General features: G+C 58.9%; 21 protein-coding genes. 10 read left to right on the top strand and 11 right to left on the bottom strand.

The window, feature by feature from the left end; all coding sequences use genetic code 11:
- Positions 1-75: 75 nt before the first annotated feature.
- The 6 genes from ACO1XS_RS17580 to ACO1XS_RS17555 form a co-directional block, all read right to left on the bottom strand.
- Positions 76-693, bottom strand: coding sequence for a CC0125/CC1285 family lipoprotein (locus tag ACO1XS_RS17580; protein WP_331571509.1), 618 nt, complete (start codon positions 691-693; stop codon positions 76-78).
- A 60-nt stretch (positions 694-753) separates the two neighbouring features.
- Positions 754-1,566 (bottom strand): hypothetical protein, encoded by an 813-nt coding sequence (locus ACO1XS_RS17575; protein WP_331571508.1) that lies wholly within the window; start codon positions 1,564-1,566, stop codon positions 754-756.
- A gap of 75 nt (positions 1,567-1,641) precedes the next feature.
- A complete protein-coding gene (locus ACO1XS_RS17570; protein ID WP_331571507.1) occupies positions 1,642-2,538 on the bottom strand; it encodes a peptidylprolyl isomerase in 897 nt (298 codons plus the stop codon).
- A gap of 58 nt (positions 2,539-2,596) precedes the next feature.
- Complete coding sequence (locus ACO1XS_RS17565) at positions 2,597-4,408, bottom strand: ShlB/FhaC/HecB family hemolysin secretion/activation protein (protein WP_331571530.1); 1,812 nt, start codon at positions 4,406-4,408, stop codon at positions 2,597-2,599.
- Positions 4,393-6,561 carry a two-partner secretion domain-containing protein gene (locus ACO1XS_RS17560; RefSeq protein ID WP_486391268.1) on the bottom strand — a complete coding sequence of 723 codons (2,169 nt, stop codon included), beginning with the start codon at positions 6,559-6,561 and terminating at the stop codon, positions 4,393-4,395. The genes ACO1XS_RS17565 and ACO1XS_RS17560 overlap by 16 nt, the downstream gene beginning before the upstream one ends.
- Before the next feature lie 143 nt (positions 6,562-6,704).
- Entirely contained in the window at positions 6,705-6,920 is a 216-nt protein-coding gene (locus ACO1XS_RS17555; RefSeq protein ID WP_486391267.1) for a hypothetical protein, read from the bottom strand.
- A gap of 251 nt (positions 6,921-7,171) precedes the next feature.
- On the opposite strand from ACO1XS_RS17555, the gene ACO1XS_RS17550 reads away from it, so the two are divergent.
- Complete coding sequence (locus ACO1XS_RS17550) at positions 7,172-7,777, top strand: ParB-like protein (protein WP_486391266.1); 606 nt, start codon at positions 7,172-7,174, stop codon at positions 7,775-7,777.
- Between the two features lie 131 nt (positions 7,778-7,908).
- Here ACO1XS_RS17550 and ACO1XS_RS17545 read toward each other — a convergent pair whose 3' ends face one another.
- From ACO1XS_RS17545 to ACO1XS_RS17535, 3 genes are all read right to left on the bottom strand, one after another.
- Positions 7,909-8,400, bottom strand: coding sequence for a DUF4410 domain-containing protein (locus ACO1XS_RS17545; RefSeq protein ID WP_331571524.1), 492 nt, complete (start codon positions 8,398-8,400; stop codon positions 7,909-7,911).
- 136 nt (positions 8,401-8,536) lie between these two features.
- A complete protein-coding gene (locus ACO1XS_RS17540) occupies positions 8,537-9,370 on the bottom strand; it encodes a DMT family transporter (protein ID WP_486391265.1) in 834 nt (277 codons plus the stop codon).
- A 217-nt stretch (positions 9,371-9,587) separates the two neighbouring features.
- The gene (locus ACO1XS_RS17535; protein ID WP_486391264.1) at positions 9,588-10,124 is read right to left on the bottom strand and encodes a carboxymuconolactone decarboxylase family protein; all 537 of its coding nucleotides are present in this window, start codon (positions 10,122-10,124) and stop codon (positions 9,588-9,590) included.
- 130 nt (positions 10,125-10,254) lie between these two features.
- Here ACO1XS_RS17535 and ACO1XS_RS17530 point away from each other — a divergent pair, with 130 nt between their 5' ends.
- The 6 genes from ACO1XS_RS17530 to ACO1XS_RS17505 all read left to right on the top strand — a co-directional run bounded on the left by ACO1XS_RS17530 (position 10,255) and on the right by ACO1XS_RS17505 (position 14,145).
- A complete protein-coding gene (locus ACO1XS_RS17530) occupies positions 10,255-11,229 on the top strand; it encodes an AraC family transcriptional regulator (RefSeq protein WP_486391263.1) in 975 nt (324 codons plus the stop codon).
- 358 nt (positions 11,230-11,587) lie between these two features.
- Positions 11,588-12,247, top strand: a complete 660-nt coding sequence (locus tag ACO1XS_RS17525; RefSeq protein ID WP_331571516.1) for a PAAR domain-containing protein — start codon at positions 11,588-11,590, stop codon at positions 12,245-12,247.
- A 2-nt stretch (positions 12,248-12,249) separates the two neighbouring features.
- A complete protein-coding gene (locus tag ACO1XS_RS17520) occupies positions 12,250-13,047 on the top strand; it encodes a hypothetical protein (protein WP_486391262.1) in 798 nt (265 codons plus the stop codon).
- 110 nt (positions 13,048-13,157) lie between these two features.
- Positions 13,158-13,307 (top strand): TilS substrate-binding domain-containing protein, encoded by a 150-nt coding sequence (locus ACO1XS_RS17515; RefSeq protein ID WP_486391298.1) that lies wholly within the window; start codon positions 13,158-13,160, stop codon positions 13,305-13,307.
- Positions 13,308-13,726: 419 nt separating this feature from the next.
- The gene (locus ACO1XS_RS17510) at positions 13,727-13,900 is read left to right on the top strand and encodes a ferritin-like domain-containing protein (protein ID WP_486391261.1); all 174 of its coding nucleotides are present in this window, start codon (positions 13,727-13,729) and stop codon (positions 13,898-13,900) included.
- The gene (locus tag ACO1XS_RS17505; RefSeq protein WP_486391260.1) at positions 13,897-14,145 is read left to right on the top strand and encodes a ferritin-like domain-containing protein; all 249 of its coding nucleotides are present in this window, start codon (positions 13,897-13,899) and stop codon (positions 14,143-14,145) included. Before ACO1XS_RS17510 ends, ACO1XS_RS17505 begins: the two co-directional genes overlap by 4 nt.
- A 309-nt stretch (positions 14,146-14,454) precedes the next feature.
- On the opposite strand, the gene ACO1XS_RS17500 is transcribed toward ACO1XS_RS17505, so the two are convergent.
- Positions 14,455-14,919, bottom strand: coding sequence for a 4-fold beta flower protein (locus ACO1XS_RS17500; protein WP_486391259.1), 465 nt, complete (start codon positions 14,917-14,919; stop codon positions 14,455-14,457).
- A gap of 268 nt (positions 14,920-15,187) precedes the next feature.
- The gene (locus ACO1XS_RS17495) at positions 15,188-16,189 is read right to left on the bottom strand and encodes an anti-phage phospholipase (protein ID WP_486391258.1); all 1,002 of its coding nucleotides are present in this window, start codon (positions 16,187-16,189) and stop codon (positions 15,188-15,190) included.
- A gap of 472 nt (positions 16,190-16,661) precedes the next feature.
- Here ACO1XS_RS17495 and ACO1XS_RS17490 point away from each other — a divergent pair, with 472 nt between their 5' ends.
- The 3 genes from ACO1XS_RS17490 to ACO1XS_RS17480 are packed head-to-tail and all read left to right on the top strand — an operon-like array spanning position 16,662 to position 19,979.
- Positions 16,662-17,828: a CBASS cGAMP synthase gene (locus ACO1XS_RS17490; protein ID WP_486391257.1), complete on the top strand. Its 1,167-nt coding sequence runs from the start codon at positions 16,662-16,664 to the stop codon at positions 17,826-17,828.
- Positions 17,788-19,518: a ThiF family adenylyltransferase gene (locus tag ACO1XS_RS17485; protein ID WP_486391256.1), complete on the top strand. Its 1,731-nt coding sequence runs from the start codon at positions 17,788-17,790 to the stop codon at positions 19,516-19,518. The genes ACO1XS_RS17490 and ACO1XS_RS17485 overlap by 41 nt, the downstream gene beginning before the upstream one ends.
- Positions 19,494-19,979: a Mov34/MPN/PAD-1 family protein gene (locus ACO1XS_RS17480; protein WP_486391255.1), complete on the top strand. Its 486-nt coding sequence runs from the start codon at positions 19,494-19,496 to the stop codon at positions 19,977-19,979. Before ACO1XS_RS17485 ends, ACO1XS_RS17480 begins: the two co-directional genes overlap by 25 nt.
- Positions 19,980-20,004 lie beyond the last annotated feature (25 nt).

The raw sequence follows: 20,004 nt of genomic DNA, 5'->3' as shown, positions 1-20,004 counted from the left end.
TTGGTATTGTTTTGCTAAATCGTTTTTCGCCAAGCCCGCGGCCACGGGCTTGGCGTTGCTTTCTTGCTTGCCGGTTCAGCTTGCGCTTGCCGGTTTCTTCGGCGCGGTGGGCGCGGTCGGCAGCAGGTCTTGCGCGCGAACCTTCGGATGCCCTGGCTCGAACACCCATGCCGACGGAATCTTGCCCGGTGTCTGGCCGCCGCTGTGCACGAACCCGCCAAGCTCGTCGACGATCTCCGACGCATCCCACCCGATAATCTTGGTGGAGATCACGGCATCGTCGTTGAACATGCGGATGTCGCCATAGTTGTTCCACTTGACCCCGCCGCCACCGCCGCCGCCATAGATAATGACCGGCGCCGTCGTACGCATCTTGCGCATCATGTTGTGGTCAAAGCCCGCTCCGCGCACCAGATCGTTATTCGGCGGAAGTGAGCCGGTCAACGCGGCGGGAATGATCATGAAGTACTTGAACCCTTCCTGCTGCGTGAGCTCTGCGCAGCGGTACATGAAGTACTTGTGGACCTTGTCCTTGGACGTATATCCGTTACCGGAAAACGTGACGTGGTAGGTCTGATCGTCGATCTTCTTGCCCGTATAGCCACCCGAAAAACTGGCCGCCTGATACGGCGTCGCGCAACCCGCCAATGCAGCAGTTGCCGCCAATGCGCAAATGGAAGTAAGTCTTTTCATCTTCATTGTTATCACCCCGATTTGACTACTGTTATTGGAGTTCGAAATCCTCACTGTCCGTTAGTCGGTCTTTGCTGTTTTTGCCGTCTCCGACGTCTTTACCGCCTGCGCCGTTTGTTCCGTAGCCGCCGAAACGCCGCGAGCCGCGAGCAAGTCCGACTTGAAGTGGGGAACGAGTCCCATCACGGCCTCGTCCACCCCCTGAATCGCGTGAGGCAGGTCTTCCTTCAACGCCGAGAACGTCGTGTAGTGGTATGGGTCGGCGTTGCCCGAATTGAAGTTCAAGCGATCCTTAAAAATCGGCTCGAACGTATCGGCCTTGAACATTTCTATGTTCACCTTGACGTCGCGCGTGTACCAGGAGAGCGAGCCCGGCGCGAAATAGCCGTTGAGGTTCTGGACCAGCATGATTGCGTCGGCGCCCGCATAGCTTTTTCCCTCTAGCGCCATCACGCGGTTCTTGAGAACGACCTTCGGCATGTCCTCCTGTGTCAGATCCACTTCCTTGACGTCGTAACCAGCAGCCCGCAGCTCTGCTTCCACCGCATCGACAAACTTCCTGTTCAATCCCGTATCGCCAAGCTTTTCAGTCACGAGATCGTTGAACGTCGGGTTGGTTCTATGCGAGGCCGCGCTGATAGCCCCGGAGATCGCTCCGGTGACCGCAGCGACGAGGATGCCTGGGCCCACTAGCATCACGCCGTTGGTTCCAGCACTCACCGCGAAATAGTTCGTCTTATTCGGAGCGGCCACCGCGATCGTCTTTATCGCGCCCATTTGTGCCGAATCATATTTCGCCCGAGGAGGCGCCGTACAAGCAGTGACGAAGGTGGCGCAGACAACGACCGCCATGAGTCTATTGAGCAATTTCATGTTGAATCCCCGTTTATGAATGGTTCTAGATGATTTATTTGTTCGTACCGCCTCGAGCGCACCTCCCGAGACCCGTTATTGATCGATATGCGCGCTCTTCACGAGATCGGTCACGACCTGCGCCGTCGCCTTGGCCAACGCGACCTGTTCGAGTTCCTTGCGCAAGCCGTCCTTCGATTGATCGAGCGTCGGGATCTGCGTCTTGCGCATATCGTCCGCACGCAAAATCCAGAAAGCGTCGCCCACTTGCACCGGCGCACTCGACACTGCCCCCTTCGGCAACTTCACGAGTGCCTCGGCAAGCGGCTGCGGCCAGTTCTGGGTAGTGCCGGCCGTGATCGGCGTCTTGAACGACACCCAATTCAGCGCACCGCCTTGCGCCGCGTTCGGCCCTTGGCTGTATTGCTTCGCGAGTTGCGCGAAATCGCCGCCCTTTTTCAGTTGCTCGAGAATCGTCTTGGCGGTGGCCTCGTCCTTCACCGCAATCGCGCTCGGCTTGTACTCGTTTTCGCCGAGTGTCGCGACGATGGCGTCGTATTTCGATTTCACTTCGTCATCGGTGACGGGCGCAGGCTTCACGACATCCTTCAAATAGGCCTGCATCATCGCCGTCGTCTTCGTCTGCTCGACGATGGCCTGCACGTCGGCATGCGCGTCGTAATGCTGCTTCTGTGCCGCCTGGCGGAAAAGCTCGCGCGCGATCAACTGATTCTTCAGCGATGTGCGCAGCGCCGGTGTGTCGGGCTGCCGGCTTGCACGCACGGCGGCATCGAGATCGCTCGCGGGAATCGTCACGCCGTTCACCCGTGCAATCGCACCCGCCGGTAGGGGCGCACTCGCCGCGATAGGCGCCTGTGCCGAAGCCGATGCCGGCTTCTTCGCCGCGACGGCGGCTCCCGTCACTGCAAGTGCCGATACCATCAGCACTATGCGTGCGCTGCTTTTCATGGTTGCTCTCAAGTTCTCGTTCATCGCCTCGTCCTTCCCCTCTCGGGATCAATCGGCATTCGCAGCTCGCGCATCTCGCGAGCTACGTCGCCAAGTTCAGTGTGAAAAGCACTACGCTCGCCTTGCGTCCCATCGCGGCAGGCTGCGTCAGTGCCTGTCCGGCGAGTAATTCGCCCGAAACCAGCCTCGAACGCACCTTCCATTGCGCGCGCACGCCGGCGCCGGCACCTACTAGCGTGGGCCAGCCGCCTTGCGCGACGAGATGCGCCTTGCCGCCGTCGACGAATACATAGGACTCCCAATGACCGTCGCGCCATGCGGGCGCATTGGTCCAGACGCATTCATTGCGCAGATAAAACCCGCTATCGCCGCTGACGCTGCCCTGCGTGAAACCGCGCACGGTGTCGCTGCCGCCGAGAAAGAGCTGTTCGTTGCCGAACAGCGCATCGTGGCTGTATTGGCCGGTGAATGTGCCGCGATAAGTCCAAGCGGTCGGCCCGATATGCCCTAACGGCATTTGCAGCGTGGCGCTCCAGTCGAGACGCGTGAATTGCGCGTGCGCGTCGGCCTCGCCGATGCCATGCGCGTCGTGTACCGCGGCAAGCCACGGCACGCCCTGCGCCACTCCGGTTTCCGCGGTGAAGGCAGCGGGTTCGCCATGCGATGAAAAGTGCCAAAGGCCCGATACGCCCACGCGCAGGACCGTCAGACTCTGCGGCGCGAGATCGATGTCATTGATGTCGCGTTCGGCGCGCAGCTTCGTCAGCGTCGCATCCACCGCGAAGCGCGACGCCGAAGACCGCGCAAACACGTAGTTCCAGCCGATGCTTTGACTGAACGTGCGGCCCATCAACAAGGCGGTATCGCCGATGGCCTGCTGATACTCGGACACCGAAGTCGTGTAGCTGAACGTGTGAAAGCCGTACGGCACGGCAGCCGAGAAGACGACCGCATTGCTGTCGGTCGTGCCGATGTAGGAGATGCCGAACGATTCCTGAAAGCCGAGCACGTTATCGGCTTCCGCACCCGCGCGATATCGCAGCGTTCCCGTCGAGGAGGAACCATAGTTGTCGATGCCGAAGTTGTAGGCGAAACGCTTGCCGTAGGCATTCTCGATAGCGACGATCGATTCGCCGCTGGCCTGTCCCGGCAGGATCTGGATCTGTGCCTGGTTGCGCCGCAAGCGATTGATCTGGTCCACGCCTTGTTCGAGATCGGGCAGCCGCAGTACGTCGCCGACGCCTTCCGGAAACGCCCATGCGGTACCGGCATCCGTCAGCAATCCGCCGCCGCTCGTCTTCGGCAAGCCGCTCTTGGGCAGGGGCGGCGCGGGACGCAATGCGGCGCCGTTGAGCATGATGCCTTCGATGCGCCCCGGCACGACGGTGACCGACAGCGTGCCGGATGCCAGATTCTGCGGCGTGCTCAAATAGACGCGCGTGGTGATGTAGCCCTCGGCGATATAGGCCTCGGTCAAGCGCCGCAGCAGCAGATCGATTCGATTGCGGCCGAGGTGCTTGCCGATGAACGGATGCGCAACCGCATCGAGTTGTCGCGCGGACAACACCGTGTCGCCGGCAAAAACGACATGCTCAATGAGAAACGTCGGCCCGGTCTCCGGCAACGATTCGATGTCTGCACCCGCTGGCAGATTCGGAATCGTGGGCAGCGCGCCGGGCGCCGCCTGAATCTGCGCCGGCGCGGCATCGAGTTCGCGCTGGCGTTGACGTGCCCGTTGCTCGTCGAGCAAGCGCTGCCCCGGGTCTTGCACGGCAGGCAGCGCGGGCGGCAAGCCAGGCGGCGGGGGCGTTTGCGCAGCCGCTTGCCATGCCGCGCTCACGAGCGCGCAGGTGGCCACGGTACGAACGAGTGCCGTTCTCACAGACCGAGCCATGACACGAGCCCGACGTGATTACCGATTCCCATCGGTTGCCGATAAGGCGGAGCGATCGTGACGATGCCATTCGTTGCGCTCACACCCTTTGCTCCCGAAAACGCACCACCCTGTACGACACCCTGCCCGACAAGACGCACTTCGCCCGATGCGGCAGTGAAGAGCCCGCCGTCATCGGCCGCGTAAATCGCCGCCCAGCTATTGCCGAACCATGCCTTCAGCCCCGTGTTGCGGTTGTACGCGGTGTAGCCTCTCACCCCTTGCGCGGAGACGATGGGTGCGGTGACGGTCACATTGCCGTTTTGGGAGTAGACGTTGCCGCCGATGTTGACGGCCTGCGTGCCGGCCGTGATCGCAATGTCATTGCTTGCCTCGATCGCCCCGCCGAACGATTGGATGGTGCTCGATGCGCTCTGATGGCAAACGATGAAGCAGGAGCGGCGAAACGATGCCGATCCGGTGAACATGGCCTGATTGACAACTTGTTGCTGCGCCGTGATCGCGATGTTTCCGCCGTTCGCGAGCAGCTTTCCGTCCGGCGTCTTGTCACCGTTCGCGATGACGCTGCCGCCGCCGTTGATGACGTTGCGGCCGGTCAGCGAGACGCTGCCGGCGTCCGACACGATGTACGAGAGTTGCGCGGGCGCGGGCAGCGCGCCATAGTCGACCGAAAAGCCGTCGTCGTTCGCCGCGAAAACGAGCCAGCGATGACCGTGGCTCGAGTAGCTCGTCAACTTGCCGCCATTTGCGCCTTCGGTATGGTCGATGACGTTATCGATATCGCCCTGAGCCGCGATTGAAACGCTGTAGTTCGATTCGATACGCGCGTTGCGGTTGGTCACATTACCGCCCGCCGTCAGCGATACGTCGTCGTTGCTGCCGAAGATGACGCCGAGTGTCGAAGGCTGCGAGGTATCCGACGCATTCGTCACTTCGCCGGTAGCCGAGAGCGTGACAGCGCCCTTCGATTCGGTGTTGTCCGAGATGCGTGTGACGCCCTGGATCAGGCTGCTCGTATTGGAGATGTCACCGGTACTTTTGATGAGAACGCCGCCCTCTGCCGACGCGATCGTCGATTCGCTGGTGCCCGCGTTCGACGCCGAGAAGCCGCTGCTCGAGAACGCGATGTCGCCACCCGATTGAACGTGGGCGGCCGTCAGCGAGATTGCGCCGCCAGCCTGTGCGGTGATGCGTCCGGCTGCCGCGATGCTGCTGCCCTGAAGCAATTGAACGTCTCCCGCCGCAGTCAGCATGAAATCGCCGGCGTTTGCAGCGAGTGTGCCGGCACTGCGAACACCTGCACCGAGGTCGTTCGCAATGAGGTGGATGCTGCCTGCCGTGATGCTGCCCGTCGGCTCGACATCGATGGCAATGGCATTCGGATTGGCGATCTGACTGTTGGCAAGCGAGAGCCAATCGTTGCCGTTGTCATTGGGGGAGATTCCGGTATTCAGCGTGACCTGCGTCGTACCGGCCACTGCACGCACATAGGCGGTGCCCGAACTGAAGCTGTTCTGCACGGGCCCGTTGATTTGAATCTGCTTGGCGATGAGCTCGAGCCCGATCAATGTACCGGCCAGCCCGCCGGCGCCGACTACGATGGTGCCGCCCTGCGTGTTCAGTACGACGTTGCGCTGAAACTGGCCCGAGGCCAGTTGCACGTCGGAGAAGCTGACTTGGCCCGTCGTCAGTGCGACGTGACCCGTGTTGACGAACGAGCCACCATTGACGGTGATGCCGTTCGGGTTCGCGAGAATGAGATTGGCTCGCGGGCCTGCAACGGTGATGTCGCCTTGAATCAGGCTTGGGTTCGTCCCGGTGACCTGATTGACGATCGTGCGAGCGTTGATGCCCGAGTTGTCGAGCGTGGCGCCGGCTTTGCCGACGTTGAAGCTGGTGTAGGTGTTGTTGGATACGCCATAAACGGCGGGCGCGATTGCAATCGTCTGCCGGCCGTTCGCAGCGGTCGAGACAGTGGTGGCCGTGCCGCCGTCAGCGACGATGCCTTGCGCGCCTGCGCCTTGCGCCGAATGCGGTACGGCGATCGATAGAAATACCGCAGTGCCCAGATATCGACCGAACCACGACGGCGTCCTCCGTTGCGTATCGACCGTCTCACCCGTGAGCCCCGCACGGTGGTTACGGAATTGCATGGTCTTCTCTCTGCGCGTCGACGGGGCCGTTTGTATCGCCTCTCGCTCATGCGCTTGTTATACGAACTTTCTTTTTGCAAATCTCTTTGCCGCGGGCTTGAAACTGTCTGTGCCTGTCGCCACGGCAAACGGGAGAAATGCTATCAGACAAATCCGTTACTAATGGTTACAAAAATTCTTTCGAATTGAAAGGTCTCCGGCAGGCGACTCACGGCTTCGTTCAATGTCGTTCGAATTTTGTAATGTTCGACGAGTGCAAGCAGATCCTTGCGACCACAGGCTAGGTATCGCTGTATAGCTGACGACATCGAGATCGTCGCAAAATCATGCGCACCGAATTCTTTCAAATTACTATCCATTTGTTTCCACTTCCTTTCTATGCTCGCTCGGCAAAGGGCGTGTCTGCTGTTGCAAAAATCTGACTGTTTCCCGGCTTCGGGTCATGCGCCGGAATACCGCTCAACGCATCATTTGAGGAAGCAGCCGAATCGCCGCAACCTCTTTGGAACGCTCGTTGCGTCAATACGGGTTGTCCATCCACGCATCGTTCACTGCGGGAAGAATGGCCGATTGCACACATGACGGCCGGCGATCCCGAGGGGGGAAGGCAATGAAGGAATCTTCTGCCACGCTGCGCGATTTGCGCCCCACCCAGTTCGCAGTTGGCATGATTCACGTCAGACGAAAAATGGCCGAGACCCGCGCGGTTTGCGCCGATTCGCGCTATGCCTTCATGGAGCAGCGTGCGATTGCGGTCGTTCGCGGTCCGGGCGGCGTGCTGCATGTCATCGATCATCATCATTGGGCTCGAGCATGGATCGAACTGGGCATCGAACGCGCGCCGGTGCAGGTCAAGATGGATTTCCGCGACCTCGACGACATCGACTTCCTTGCGGCCATCATGGAGCGAGGTTGGGTCCATCCCTTCAACGAGCGGGGCGAAAAAGTCGACATCGGGACTTTGCCACCTTCGATAGCGCAGATGCCGGACGACCCGTATCAAAGCCTCGCGGCCTTTCTGCGCATCGCCCGTGTGTTTGAAAACCCCGGGGAGTTCAACGCAAAATTTGCATGGGCCGACTATCTGCGAGAACACGTCAGCGGCGACTCGGGGACGATCGAGGGATTTGCCGAGATGCTGGCGACGGCATTTCGCTTTGCGCATACCCCGGAGGCGCGAGCGCTTCCGGGGTATCGTCCTGAGGCTGCGAGGTGAATGGGCTTCGTCGCGGAGTTGCCTGTCGATCATATTTCTCGATATCAGGAGCTTGCGATAGCCGCCCACTGTGCCCCAGCGGTTCTTGAAAACGCCAAGGCCCAGTACTTGGACTTAGGCCGCAGGCGCTCTTATTGACCCACGGACAAGCCGGCCAGCTTGGCCACGCCGTTCGCTGCCTCGATGCCCACATCTTCCGCGACGACGTCGATCCCGTTGATGGCCGAATGAGCTTCGTCTTCGACTTCGAAACTCGCATCGCCAACATTGACGGTCGCTTTGATGTGATCGCGCCCGGCAAAAACGCCGAGCATGACGCGTGCGACGCCCGATCGCGCGGCGTAGTCGGTAACGGTGATCTTGACCGGCACGCCGGTCGGCCCGACCTTCACGCCTGCTTTTTTCGCTTGCTGGTCGAACGCGTCGATCAGCCCGGCGCGCACCGCCGCGCTGATCTCGTGACCATTGGTATCGAGGGTGGGCTCTGCCACGCCTGAACCCAAGCTCGTTTTCAATTGCGCATTGCCGGTATGCGCGGCATCGATATTCGGCTGCGTCGCGGCACAGCCTGCCAGCGTGAGCACAGCCACCGCCCCCGAGATTGCAAAAATCTTCGAAATCATCGTTTCCCTCGTTTGATTGGTTTTCGCATTCCATCCCCCCGTTTTGCATTGAGGACGGACACTGTCGATAACGGCAGATCGGGGACGAAATTAAGGGGGACTGAAAGTGGCGCGGCAGCGGCCTGCCACGGCTGCGCTACTTCCTGACGATGACCAACGCGATACCTCCGAGCACCGCGGCCGAGCTGGCCAATAACCTCGGCGTCAGCGGTTCGCCGAGCAGCGCTATGCCTCCCATCGCTGCGATGACCGGCACGCTCAATTGCACGGCGGCCGCGGTAGCCGCCTTCAGCTCTCTCAAGGCGGCATACCAAAGGATATAGCCGATGCCGGAGGTCAATGCCCCGGAAAGCATGGCATACATCACACCGGATGCTTCGAACGAGAACGCCCCGAACGCGAGTACACTCGTCGCCGCCGTGAACGGCACCGTTCGCAGGAAATTTCCTGCGGTGGTCGTCGTCGGATCGCCGGCGCGCCTGCCGCGTAACGAATAGATACCCCACGCCGCGCCGGCGCTCAGCATCAAAAGGGAAGACTGCAGCGGCGGCGCCGAAACTCCCGGCAGAACGAGCCAGATCAAACCGCCGAGCGCGAACGCCAAGCCCACCCATTGACGTGCACGCAGACGTTCGCCGGCCCAAAGGCCGTATCCGATCATCGTGGCCTGCACGGCACCGAAGAGCAGCAACGCACCCGTCCCCGCGGGAAGAGCGACGTATGCGAAAGAAAATCCGCACGCGTAAGCGAAAAGTGCGAACGCCGAATACCAATTGCCCGCTATACCCTGCGGACCGCTCCGCACCCGCACCATCACCCAGAGCACGAGCGCGGCGGACACCACCCGCACCAGCGTAAATGTCGCCGCATCGATTGCACCACTACGCAGCGCCAAGCGGCAAAGCAACGAGTTCCCCGCAAAGGCGAGCATCGCGAGGACGGTAAGCAAGGCGATCCGTGTGCGCGGCATGAAACCCTCGATGCCAGTCAGGGGCTTGCAGCCCCGTAGGCGCACTATACCGCGCGTCGTACGCGGTTCAAGGTCGTCAAGCGCATTTGAAATCCGAGCCACTTCGCGCGTGAGCGCGCAAAGTAAAAGCGAGCCAGTCGTCAATGACCGGTCTCTCGTCCAGAACGGCTAAGAGACCGGTCCTTCGATTGCAACCCTCGGCACAAGCCACTACGCGTTACCTGACTTCCGGAAAATCGAGCGTCGTGTCGTTCACGCGGTTCACGAGATTCGTGAACGTAATGGACGCGATGGCGAGGTTGATCTCGATGATCTGGCGTTCGGTGTAACCCGCCGCGCGCACCGCATCGACGACCGCTTCGGGCACCGTGCCACGCGTACCGACCAGCGTTCGCACATACGTCACCAGCGCGTCGCGCTTCGCGTCGCCAGTTGCAACACCAGCGCGCACCTGCTTCATGTCATCGCCCGACAGCCCCGCAAGCTTGCCCATCAGCGTATGCGCAGCGACACAGTAGTCACAGCCGACGTATTCGCTGACGGCCAGCTTGATGACTTCGATGTCTGCCTTGCCCAGCGTGCTGCCAGCCACCGCGGCGTCGAACGCGAGCGCCGCGCTGAGCGCTTCGGGGCTGTGCGTGCCGACGGTCGCGTATGCATTAGGTACTTTGCCGGCGGCCTTCTTGATCTTCGCGAACACTTCAGCGGCTGCGCCGGTTGCCTCTTCAGGGCGAATGGTGGTCAGACGGGACATGATTGACTCCTTCCTTCACGGTTGATGGTTGAACTGCTTAGCCATGTCGTATGGCATGGGAGTCAGTGTAGGGATGTGCGGCGAGTTCTTTAATGCCATACTTCCGCAATTTCATGCTCAAACGTCTCATATGGAACTGCTGGACCGACTGCTCTCGCTGATGCCGGTCACCGGACGGCTCGACGTACGGTGCCACTTCGGCTCGCCATGGCGCATCGACCAATCCGAGTCGAACGAGTGGGAATTCGCCTACCACGTGCTGTTGCGCGGCGAGGCTGTCGTCGAAAGCGACACTGGAGGCAGCGAACCGGCGCTTCGCATGAGAGCCGGCGATATCGTGCTGTTTCCTTCCGGCAGCGCTCACACGTTGCACGACGGCAGCGGCGATCGCCCCCGGGCAGCTCGCGAGCGGCACAAGGACGGCCTCACCATTGTCACGAATGGCAGCGCACGCGGGGGCGCCGATGTGCTGTGCGGGCGCTTCGTACTGCCGGCTGTTCCGCAGCAACTGATGCGCGATCATCTGCCGGGGCGTTTGCTGGTGAGCAGCGTGAGCGAGGGCGACGTCCAGACGCGCGACGCCGCGTTTGCAGCAACCCGGCTTGCCCGACTCATTGAATTGATGCGTGAGGAAGCGTTCGAGCAACGGCCGGGCAGCGCGACGGTCGTCAATCAGCTTTCGGGCGCGCTGTTCGCGCTGACTCTGCGCTGCGCCTCCGAGACCGACCAGGCGCCCCGCGGCCTGCTTGCACTTGCGCAGCGTCAGCGCCTGCAACCTGCTCTCGCGGCCATGTTCGACGAACCGGAGAAGCCGTGGACGCTTCCCAAGCTGGCCGAACTCTGTCACATGTCGCGCGCCACGTTCGCACGTCACTTCGAGGATGCCATCAACCGCTCAGCGAGCGACGTGCTCACGGACATTCGCATGGCGCTCGCCGGACGCAAACTGGCGCAAACGGGGATGTCTGTGGCCGAGATCGGGGAAGCGGTGGGATATCAATCGGAGGCCGCGTTTCAGCGCATGTTCAAACGGCAAACAGGCGTGACGCCAGCGAAGTGGCGCGCCCGTTCCTCGAGCATCGGGGGATCCGAGGATAGGCGCTAACGGCTGGGTGAGTGTCGATGAGTTGTCCATAAGCCTGAACCATCAATAAAAAAGACCCATAAGTTTCTTGGCTTATGGGTCCGTTTTTCTCAGCTTATGAGGCTAACTACAAAACATGTAGATGGTTGCATAAGTCGAGAAACGGTCCATTGCCAGTCGAGGCTCTCGAGTCGATGCAAATGCATAACGTGAAAATGCCGAATGCATAAGGCAGGGAATTTCCAACCGTGCTCTCTTGGGTTCAACGCGGCCGAATCCTCAGAAGCCTAGCTCTCCCGTCAGGCAGCGGCGGCAAGCACTCCCGGAACGTGCGGAATGGCATACCGTCTTCGATTGCCCAGCTACGAAGTCTGTTTTGATGGCCTTCTTGCAAGGCGCACGACGCCTGTGCTATTTATTCGACCCTGAATACAAAAATACCGAGGGCAACATCATCATGAAACGTAGCTATCTATTAGTCGGCGATAAGTCGTCTGTCGGCGGCACCGTAACGGACGGCGTCCCGATGATGAAGCATCACGGTACTGAGCTCACCTACGTCGGAGCACCGGTCGCCTGTCCCGCTTGCAAATCGACCGGACGCATCGTTCCGAAGGGTCCACGCTGGCCTGGTTCGATGATGGGCAAAGAGCCTGCGCTGGAGGGAGATATCTGCGAGTGCAAATGTGACCCACGTCCCACGATGGTCGCCTCGCAGTTCGACAGGTACCAACGCTTCGACGCTCATCAACTGGCGAGCATGGGTTTCGGTCCGACAGGCAATTCCCTCGCCGACGAGCCGGCAAGCGAGCACTGGATTCGGTTCTCTCTGAAAGATGCAGGCAGTTGCGAAGGCTTACGTTGCCACGCTCACTTCGCCGACGGCTCCGTCGAAGAAGGCATCTTCGATTCCGACAACAAAGTGCATTTTGACCGCCCCAACGCCTCCGTATGTCAGAAGGTCGATGTGGTACTCGCTGCCGGGCAGACCGGCGGTCAGTCAGTCATGGGCAACATCCTAATGGCGATGGTGGGGTGAACATGGCGGATACGACAGCAAGCAAGAATACGGTCGCCAGTGGCTCGTTCAACACCCAGTTGGTTCACGACATCAAGAGCGGTCTGCTGGAAGCAGCCATCGCGGACTACGAGGCAATCGCTACGACCTTCGCCGTCAACGCAATCAGCGATGACAAGGTTCGCCAACAATACAGCAAGCACATCAGGGAAATCTCCGACCAGGTGAGGCAGGAGGTCGCCAATGGCAACATGACTGTGAAGGAGGGTGCCGAATATTGCAGCCAACTGCGCGACAAGCTCTTCGTCGAGTACCGAAAGTACACGTCCGCCGTCGGAGTCGCAAAGGCCGAAGCACTAAAGCTCAAATCCAGAGGATTCGACTACTACCTGAACAAGTACGCTCAGGCTCAGTTCGGCAAGAACTTCGATGGGCTGACGACTGAACAGCGTAACGCTGTCTACTACACTGTGCTGAAGAAAGCCGGCGGCGCCAATGCCGACGTCTCAGCCAAGGTCCGCCGGTTGCAGGTCAGTGCCCGCGTCGCCATTCTTTTCACGGCCATTATCGCGACCGGCGAAGTCATTGGCGCCAAGGACAAAGTGAAAGAGGCCTCTCGACAGGGAAGCATCATCGCGGGTGGCATGATTGGTGGAAGCCTTGCAGGGCTCGCTGTCTCATTCGTTTGCGGCCCCGCTGAGCCCGCGTGCGCTGTCGCGCTGGTGTTCATCGGGAGCAACCTGGGGGGAATAGCGGCCGAAGCTGGAAACGATCTGTACCAGGAAGAACTGGCCGTTTTCATGCACTGGATGAACGACTGAGCGGAATACCGGGATATGTCCACGTCAATGTTTATCGTGCTTTTGGTGCTCTTCGTCAGTGCCACCGTGTTGATTATCATCAATCTCACGGGTGACCCGGGCATCGACTACTGGGACCTCGACGGGGAAAACAAACCTCCTGTGTCCAAGCTCGACGTCCTGCGAAACAAGCCCGTGTTTTACGGCGCTGGTGCCGTACTCATCAGTACCTTCATCGCTTACCTACTGCTGCGCCGCTGACTCAGATGACGGACATGTAGCCCGTTACCGAGCGTAATCACGAGACGTTGCCACGCGTGGTGATGCGAGTCCCGGCTTCCGGGATAAATTTGCAGCGCGGAAACAACTAACGCTGCACGCAACGGCTGCAAAGCAGCATAGTCGCTCGACACGTCGAACCATCGCACGGGGCGATGCCACCCCTGCCGCAGGCCCGTACGTCAGGCGTGTGTAACAAAGCGGCTGCCAGCTGCACTCAGTCACACCGTCGCACTGCGCCCTGCCGGTATGAAACCGCCTCGTGTCCTTCCCGCATGTGACGACCAATACACTGACGAAGAAATCTTCGTGACCGACCAGTTGAAATGAGCATGTCCCACCTCGATTCAACGGGCAAAGATCTTCCTGTGCGTCCGCTCAGCGAAGCGGAGCAACGCCTGGTGCGCCATATGGATGAACGTTGGAATCGCGCCGCGCGTTAAGCGAGGTACGTGATGGGCTGCAGACCGCCGTCGAAATCGAACTTGCGACAGTACCGCTTTACTTGTTCGCCTATTACTCGATAAACCGGACACCCGAAGGCTTCCGGAGACCGAACTGTCCCGCTTCGCCGATCAGGCGGGCGGCATCATGATGAGCGTCGCGGTCGAGGAAATGCTTCATTTGTCGTTGTCGTCCAACATGCTCTTTTCGCTCGGCGTGCAGCCGCAGCTCTATTTGCGCTCACCCTCGCCCTATCCAACAGATCCGCCGAGTCATGCCAGGCTCGGCCCGGACCGCAAGCCGATGGCGCTTCCCCTCGCCAAATTCTCGCGCGAGCAGCTATGGCAGTTCCTCGAAATCGAATATCCGGCGTCGGCAGATGCCCTCGGACTCTAGCTGCCCTTCGTACTAAAACCTGGGGCAGGTCACTGAAGCTCAAGGAGATTTTGGGCGATCCGCGTGCGCCTGTGTCACGGATCGGCGTAATGGAGCCGATCCTGAGGTGGCTCCAATACGCCGATCCCGGTTTGGCTCCGTAGCGGCGATCATTGACATTGCATGTTCGCCCGCAGCAGCAGCTCGTCGAGTCGCGCCTCGACCTCGCGGCCAGCAGCAAGCATTGCGGCTATGTTCGGCATTCTGGCCCTCTCTTTCTTGTGGTGTGTCCGGCCATATATGTCCATCTGCGGCGCGGGCTGCCCCTGTTTACTCTCCTCCCTCACCCAACAGGAGACTGCAGGGAGTGTCGCCAAACCTGCCGGCGAGCAGCGGCTGGATAGGGGCAATTTCCGGTATCGACTTGATGGGCTTGATTTCCTTGATAGATTTGATCGGCTCAATTTGCGGTATAGAAGTCATGACCTGAGCAGTGGCACATGACGCCGTCCCATCAGGGCCGTATATCGCCCCCTTCGCGAACCAGCCAAGATGCTTTCCGTTGAACCCGTAAACGTTGTAGCCCCCACCTGCCCCACCCTTTTGCAGATACGCAACAGGCTCGCCGCTCCACATGTAGATGGTCAGTCCATCGTCCACGGAGATGTAGGCTTGAGCTGCGCCGCTCGCATCGAAGAGAGACACATCGTCGGCATGAGCGGCGACACCGAATGCAGCGAGCATACCTAGTAACGCCCAGCGGATTAGTCGCCCGACGGTTTGACGGTTCTTCATAATTTCCCCTCTCGGAATTGTTGTATGAGCGCATCTGCGCGCCACGCGCACTTTGAGCGCTTGGCGTACGAAGAGTCCCTTTCTTGACGGCACCCCGATTTGCATGCCGTCTACTTAGCGCCATCCAGGCGCGGCAAGGGTTTCCGGTCTGTCGAAGTAGTGAGCGATACTGCCTCACTTCAGCGGCTCGTTGTCGAGGCTGACGGGGAGCGACAGGGGTATCAGGCGCCCAAGGACTGATTCGCGCCAAGCCCTATCGTAGGGCAGCTCAGATTTGAGCGATTGTCAAAAATTTTTTCACCCTCTCTTCATGCTCCGCGAACGAATCCGAGCCGTGCTGCCGCAAGAGATTCAACTTTTTCAGATCATGCTCAGTTAGGTCTGTAGCCAGCGCAGGCGACGTGAACGCCTTGCTTATCCGCACAGTAGGAATGCCTTTGAACAGGATATCTCGGAGCCGGTCCATCGACTGCGTGTTGATCTCGAGAGTCTTCTGCGCGAGTCGGACCCCAGGTATCTTTTTGATGGCACGGGCAAGCAAGCGTTTGGATTCCGGGTACATGCCAACCCCAATACTGATGAGGCGGATGTCTTGCTGCTGCACGCGTAGGGCAGCAACAGCGTCCGCAATTGCATAGAGTGCTGGGTTGTTCGCGCAATACCCTCCGTCAATCAATTCAACCAGATCACCATTCCCCGTTCGCACCGTCTTTCTTTTAAAGAAAGGATAGGCGGAGCATGACGCCTGAACTGCGTCAGCGATGCGCACTCCATGAAATGGCTGAAACGATGCCTTCCGGCCATGAAGTTGAGCCTCGCTTCCCTTAAAGATCATCGGCTGTTCCATCATCCACTTCGTCGCCACGACTCCGATTCCTGTCTTGAAATCGGACGGGGTGTGAGATCCAAATACTTGGTTCGCGAGCACCTCCAAGGCGATCGTCTTATGCATCGGAAGCCAACGCTTCATGATGGTCGGCACATGCTCCGTGTAGAGATCGTGTATTTCGTCGACTGGGTACCCTAGCGCAACAAGCGTTGCGATGATCGCTCCTGTGCTCGTGCCATACACGTAGTCGAAATGCTCGTGCAACGGCCTCCCCAACATGAGTTCGATCTGCTTGAGAACACCAAGAGTGTAGAACCCTTTGGCGCCGCCACCATCGAGAGCCAGAATCCGACATTTTCCGTCGGCCAGCGCGCTCTCAAACACCTCGTCCTTCGAACGGTCGCTCGTTGTCCGTAAAGTCATTTGTTCAATCATTTTCATGGCCCCATCGCACCGACTTGTCACCGCCGCTCCATATCACTCTCAGAGTTGCGTCATTTGCATCGAACAATGGCTTCGGCCACCGACAATGCCGGTCAATTAAAAATATAATAACCAGTCCGTTCCGTCCCTTTATTATGGACGCGAGACACAAGATGTAGCATCACAGCTGCGACGTAACTCTACATCTTGCGATAGATGCTTGACAAACACATCTTCACGGTCTTACTCTTCGGTAATCTTTCCTCCGGTCTGAAATATATCCGCAAATTCGACCTATGGATGATGTTGTGGATGACTTTTGGTTTGACACTCCAGTCGCATGAGCGACGAAGGTCAGGCGCCGATCGTAGCACCCGACGACAAGCTCGTCGTGGTGTTTCGATCGGTCAATGAGCGAACTTTCACCGCCTGAAAACGGCGGTTCGATTGTCGTCGGCAATCACGGATTGTTGATGACCGGGGATGACGCATGCTGAAACTGAGTAAGCTGTTCTTTGCGCTCGGCACGAACGAGACCTTCGTCGACAGGATCCTGCCGACCTCTGACGAGCATAATTCACTGCTGAAGGCGAAGAATTCCATCAGCGCTCACCTTCGCGAAGGAATTCGGAACGCAACCGTCCAAGTGCTGGGAATGGATCGCCCGGTCACGCCGCGCTTTCGTACGCAGGGGTCATGGCGCTATGACACATGTGTCCGACCCGCACATAATCCGCCGCAGGAAATGGACTGGGATCTGGGGGTATACCTTCCGACTGCGGTTTGGGAAGAGAACGGCCCTCCTCGGGCCATGGCCAAAGCCTATTTCACTCTCGTCGAAGGCTTGTTGGCACAACTGTGTGCTGACAATGACTGGACACTGGACAAAACGAAAAAGACTTGTAGCCGAGTCCGGATTTCCCGTTCCGCACACATTGACGTACCGCTGTATGCTGCAGCCGAAGAGCAGTTCGTGAAAATTATGGAGAAGCATGCGATTTTCGGTAAGAGCGTCGCATTAGAATCAGCCCGCGCGGATTCGCAAATGACGATGGACAGCGCCGAGGAGCAGACGTGGGACGAGCTCGAAGGCGTCGTGTTAGCCAACCGTTCCGGCGAGTGGATTCATTCAGATCCCAATAACGTCGCAAAATGGTTCGAAAATCACATCCACGAGCATGGCCCGCAGTTGCGCCGCGTCTCGCGCTATGTAAAAGCGTGGCGCGACCAGCAGTGGCCCGAAGGCGGTCCGTCATCTGTCGCGATGATGGTCATCGTCGCCAGGAACTTCGAAAAATGCGACGGACGCGATGACATTGCGCTTGAACGCGCCGCGATGCACCTGTCCACGGAGTTGTGCCACGACGTGCGCGAGGATGGCATCGACGATGGAACGGCAAATTTCAATAACCTGGAAGAAAGCGAGCGGCACGAAGCGTCGCAGCGTGCATCATTGCTCGGACAGGCTATCCGTGCAGCGCGCGGTTACAACATCGCACAGAAGCAAGCTGCGATCGCAACGATGACGACGCATTTCGGCCCGCGTATCCCGAATCAGCCTGACTGGATCGATGCAGATTCTGGCGCTGACGACGTGCGCCGGACGCCGGCGAAGCATGTCCCTCCTCCTGCAGTCGGTGCAACCAGTGCAGGTTGACGATCTTCCCAGCGATACCTACGGAGACGTTGTCAATGTGATCCGCAGTTACGGTCTGCGACCAGCACGCGCAAGAAGTAACGCGCGTGCGTTCGAAGGCCCTATTAGGGCAGGCGGTAATGCCGTAAAAGTCCGTTTTGAAATCTCTGACTGGGACTTCGAAGCGTACCCACAAGCCCGGCTCCTTGAAGACTTTCCTGACGGTCACCGCATCTACGCACATATCGACGCTGCAGGTGGACTTTGCTACTTCACACCGGAATCAATAGTACTCGACCGATACAGACCGTGGGATGCGGTCCATCAATGTCTTCACGCAATAGAGTCCGTACTAAGGAATGCGTTGGCTCGTGACGCTGACGCTGACGCTGACATCCAGAACGAGTTTGTCGCCTATTGGGCACTCGGGCAATTACCCCTCGCTAAGTCCGTCATCGTCGACGAACTTACCGCTGGAACGACTGAAGCATCGTATTTTTCGTTCGACGGACCTAATGCAGATCGCCGAGCGATAATTTGCCAGGACTCTGAGCGCGCCCACAATCTGGTTACCGCGCTCGGATACAACCAGTCAACAGAGCTTGCCTACACATGCTTCCTCTTTGACTCCGACAAAACGCCGACGGCGCCTCGTGGGGCGTTCCCAGCCACAATTCACGAGCTTCTCACCTGGATCGCCACCTGGGACCGCTCGATGCTCCGGGATATTCGGGCTCGACTGGCAACGAACAAAGACTACCTGAAACAGACGCGTTGTGTCCTCGCCTTCTCGACACCCGCAGGTCGTTTTGGCGCCGAATTCACACACGACCTTCGTCACCGCATAGGGTTTCAACGGAAACCGGCCGACTACTGCAATTTTCTCCAAGGTAAAAAAGGCGGCCTAACGGCAATCACTCGGCTCAAGCTCGATGAGATCGGCGCATCGTACATACATTCGCGAAATCTTGAATTCGAAAGCCTCGCAGGAAAGCGGATAAGACTTATCGGATGCGGAGCAATCGGTGGCTATCTCGCCGCTTCGCTGGTTCGCCTCGGAGCGGGCACGGGTGACGGCGGACAATTGTTTCTTTGTGATCCGGGTGTCCTCGAGGCGGAAAACCTCGGCCGTCACACCCTCGGCTTCAACGCTTTGTTTCGCAACAAGGCTGACGCTCTTCGAGCTGAGCTCATCAGTCAGTTCCCATACCTCAATATCGTTGCCGATGCCACTTTGCAGTCCTACGACGACAAGTTTTTTGCGACCGATCTCGTTATCGATGCGACGGGCAACGAAGCTCACAGCGAAAAGCTCAACTTCTTTCATGTAAAACGTCGTCTGTGTCCGGCTCTCTACGTCAGGATCCGTGGAAATGGTGAGTGTGTGCAGACGCTGCTGTCCGATAGCGAACGTTTTGCGTGTTTTCGCTGCCTGAGACAAGCGGAAGGCGGAAACTATCGGGACGAGCGACTGCCTGTGTTGAAATCGGCGCCAATAATGCGATTCAGGGGATGCGCATCGTTTACCCCCTACGCTGTATCAAGCTCGCTTTCCGCCGCTGCTCTTGCAAGCGACGTCGTAATCGACTGGATAAAAGGACATCCGACACCTCGCTTCCGAACACGCCGCATTGAGAATGCGGACCTCCGGCAGTTTCCAAATCAAGACCTCTCTCCGCTGAAGAAATGTCCGGCCTGTCAGAGTTTCTAGCCAGCAATCGCCTAATCGGCGAGGGAAAGATCCTGGTTGAACGACAGGTGTGGCAAAAAATCATGCCTCATCGTCAAAGAGACATGGCGGCTCCCGAAGCCGGGGGAATCCTTCTCGGTTACAGGCGTGGCGAACATTTGCACGTTATCGACGCGACGCTTCCACAAGCCGAAGATCGTCGTTCGCGGTTCCGGTTCACGCGCGCGAAACGACCGCATCAGGATATTGCCCTCGCACGCTGGGAGGAAGGCTCCGGAACTGTCGACTATTTAGGGGACTGGCACACTCATCCCGAGTCGAACCCATCTCCGTCCGGGCTGGATACGAGCGAGTGGCGAAAAATTTATGAACCACGAGCCGTCCCCATGCTGTTCATCATTCTCGGATGGTCGTCTGCCGTTTGGGTCGGAGTCGGGTCAGGGACACGACTAGACGGACTCAACTACGGGTATTCCGATTAACATTTGGAAAATGCATCACGTTGCG

The organism is Trinickia sp. (assembly GCF_057351765.1).
Note: the sequence above shows the minus strand (reverse complement) of the source record. Positions and strands in the feature narration are given on the sequence as shown.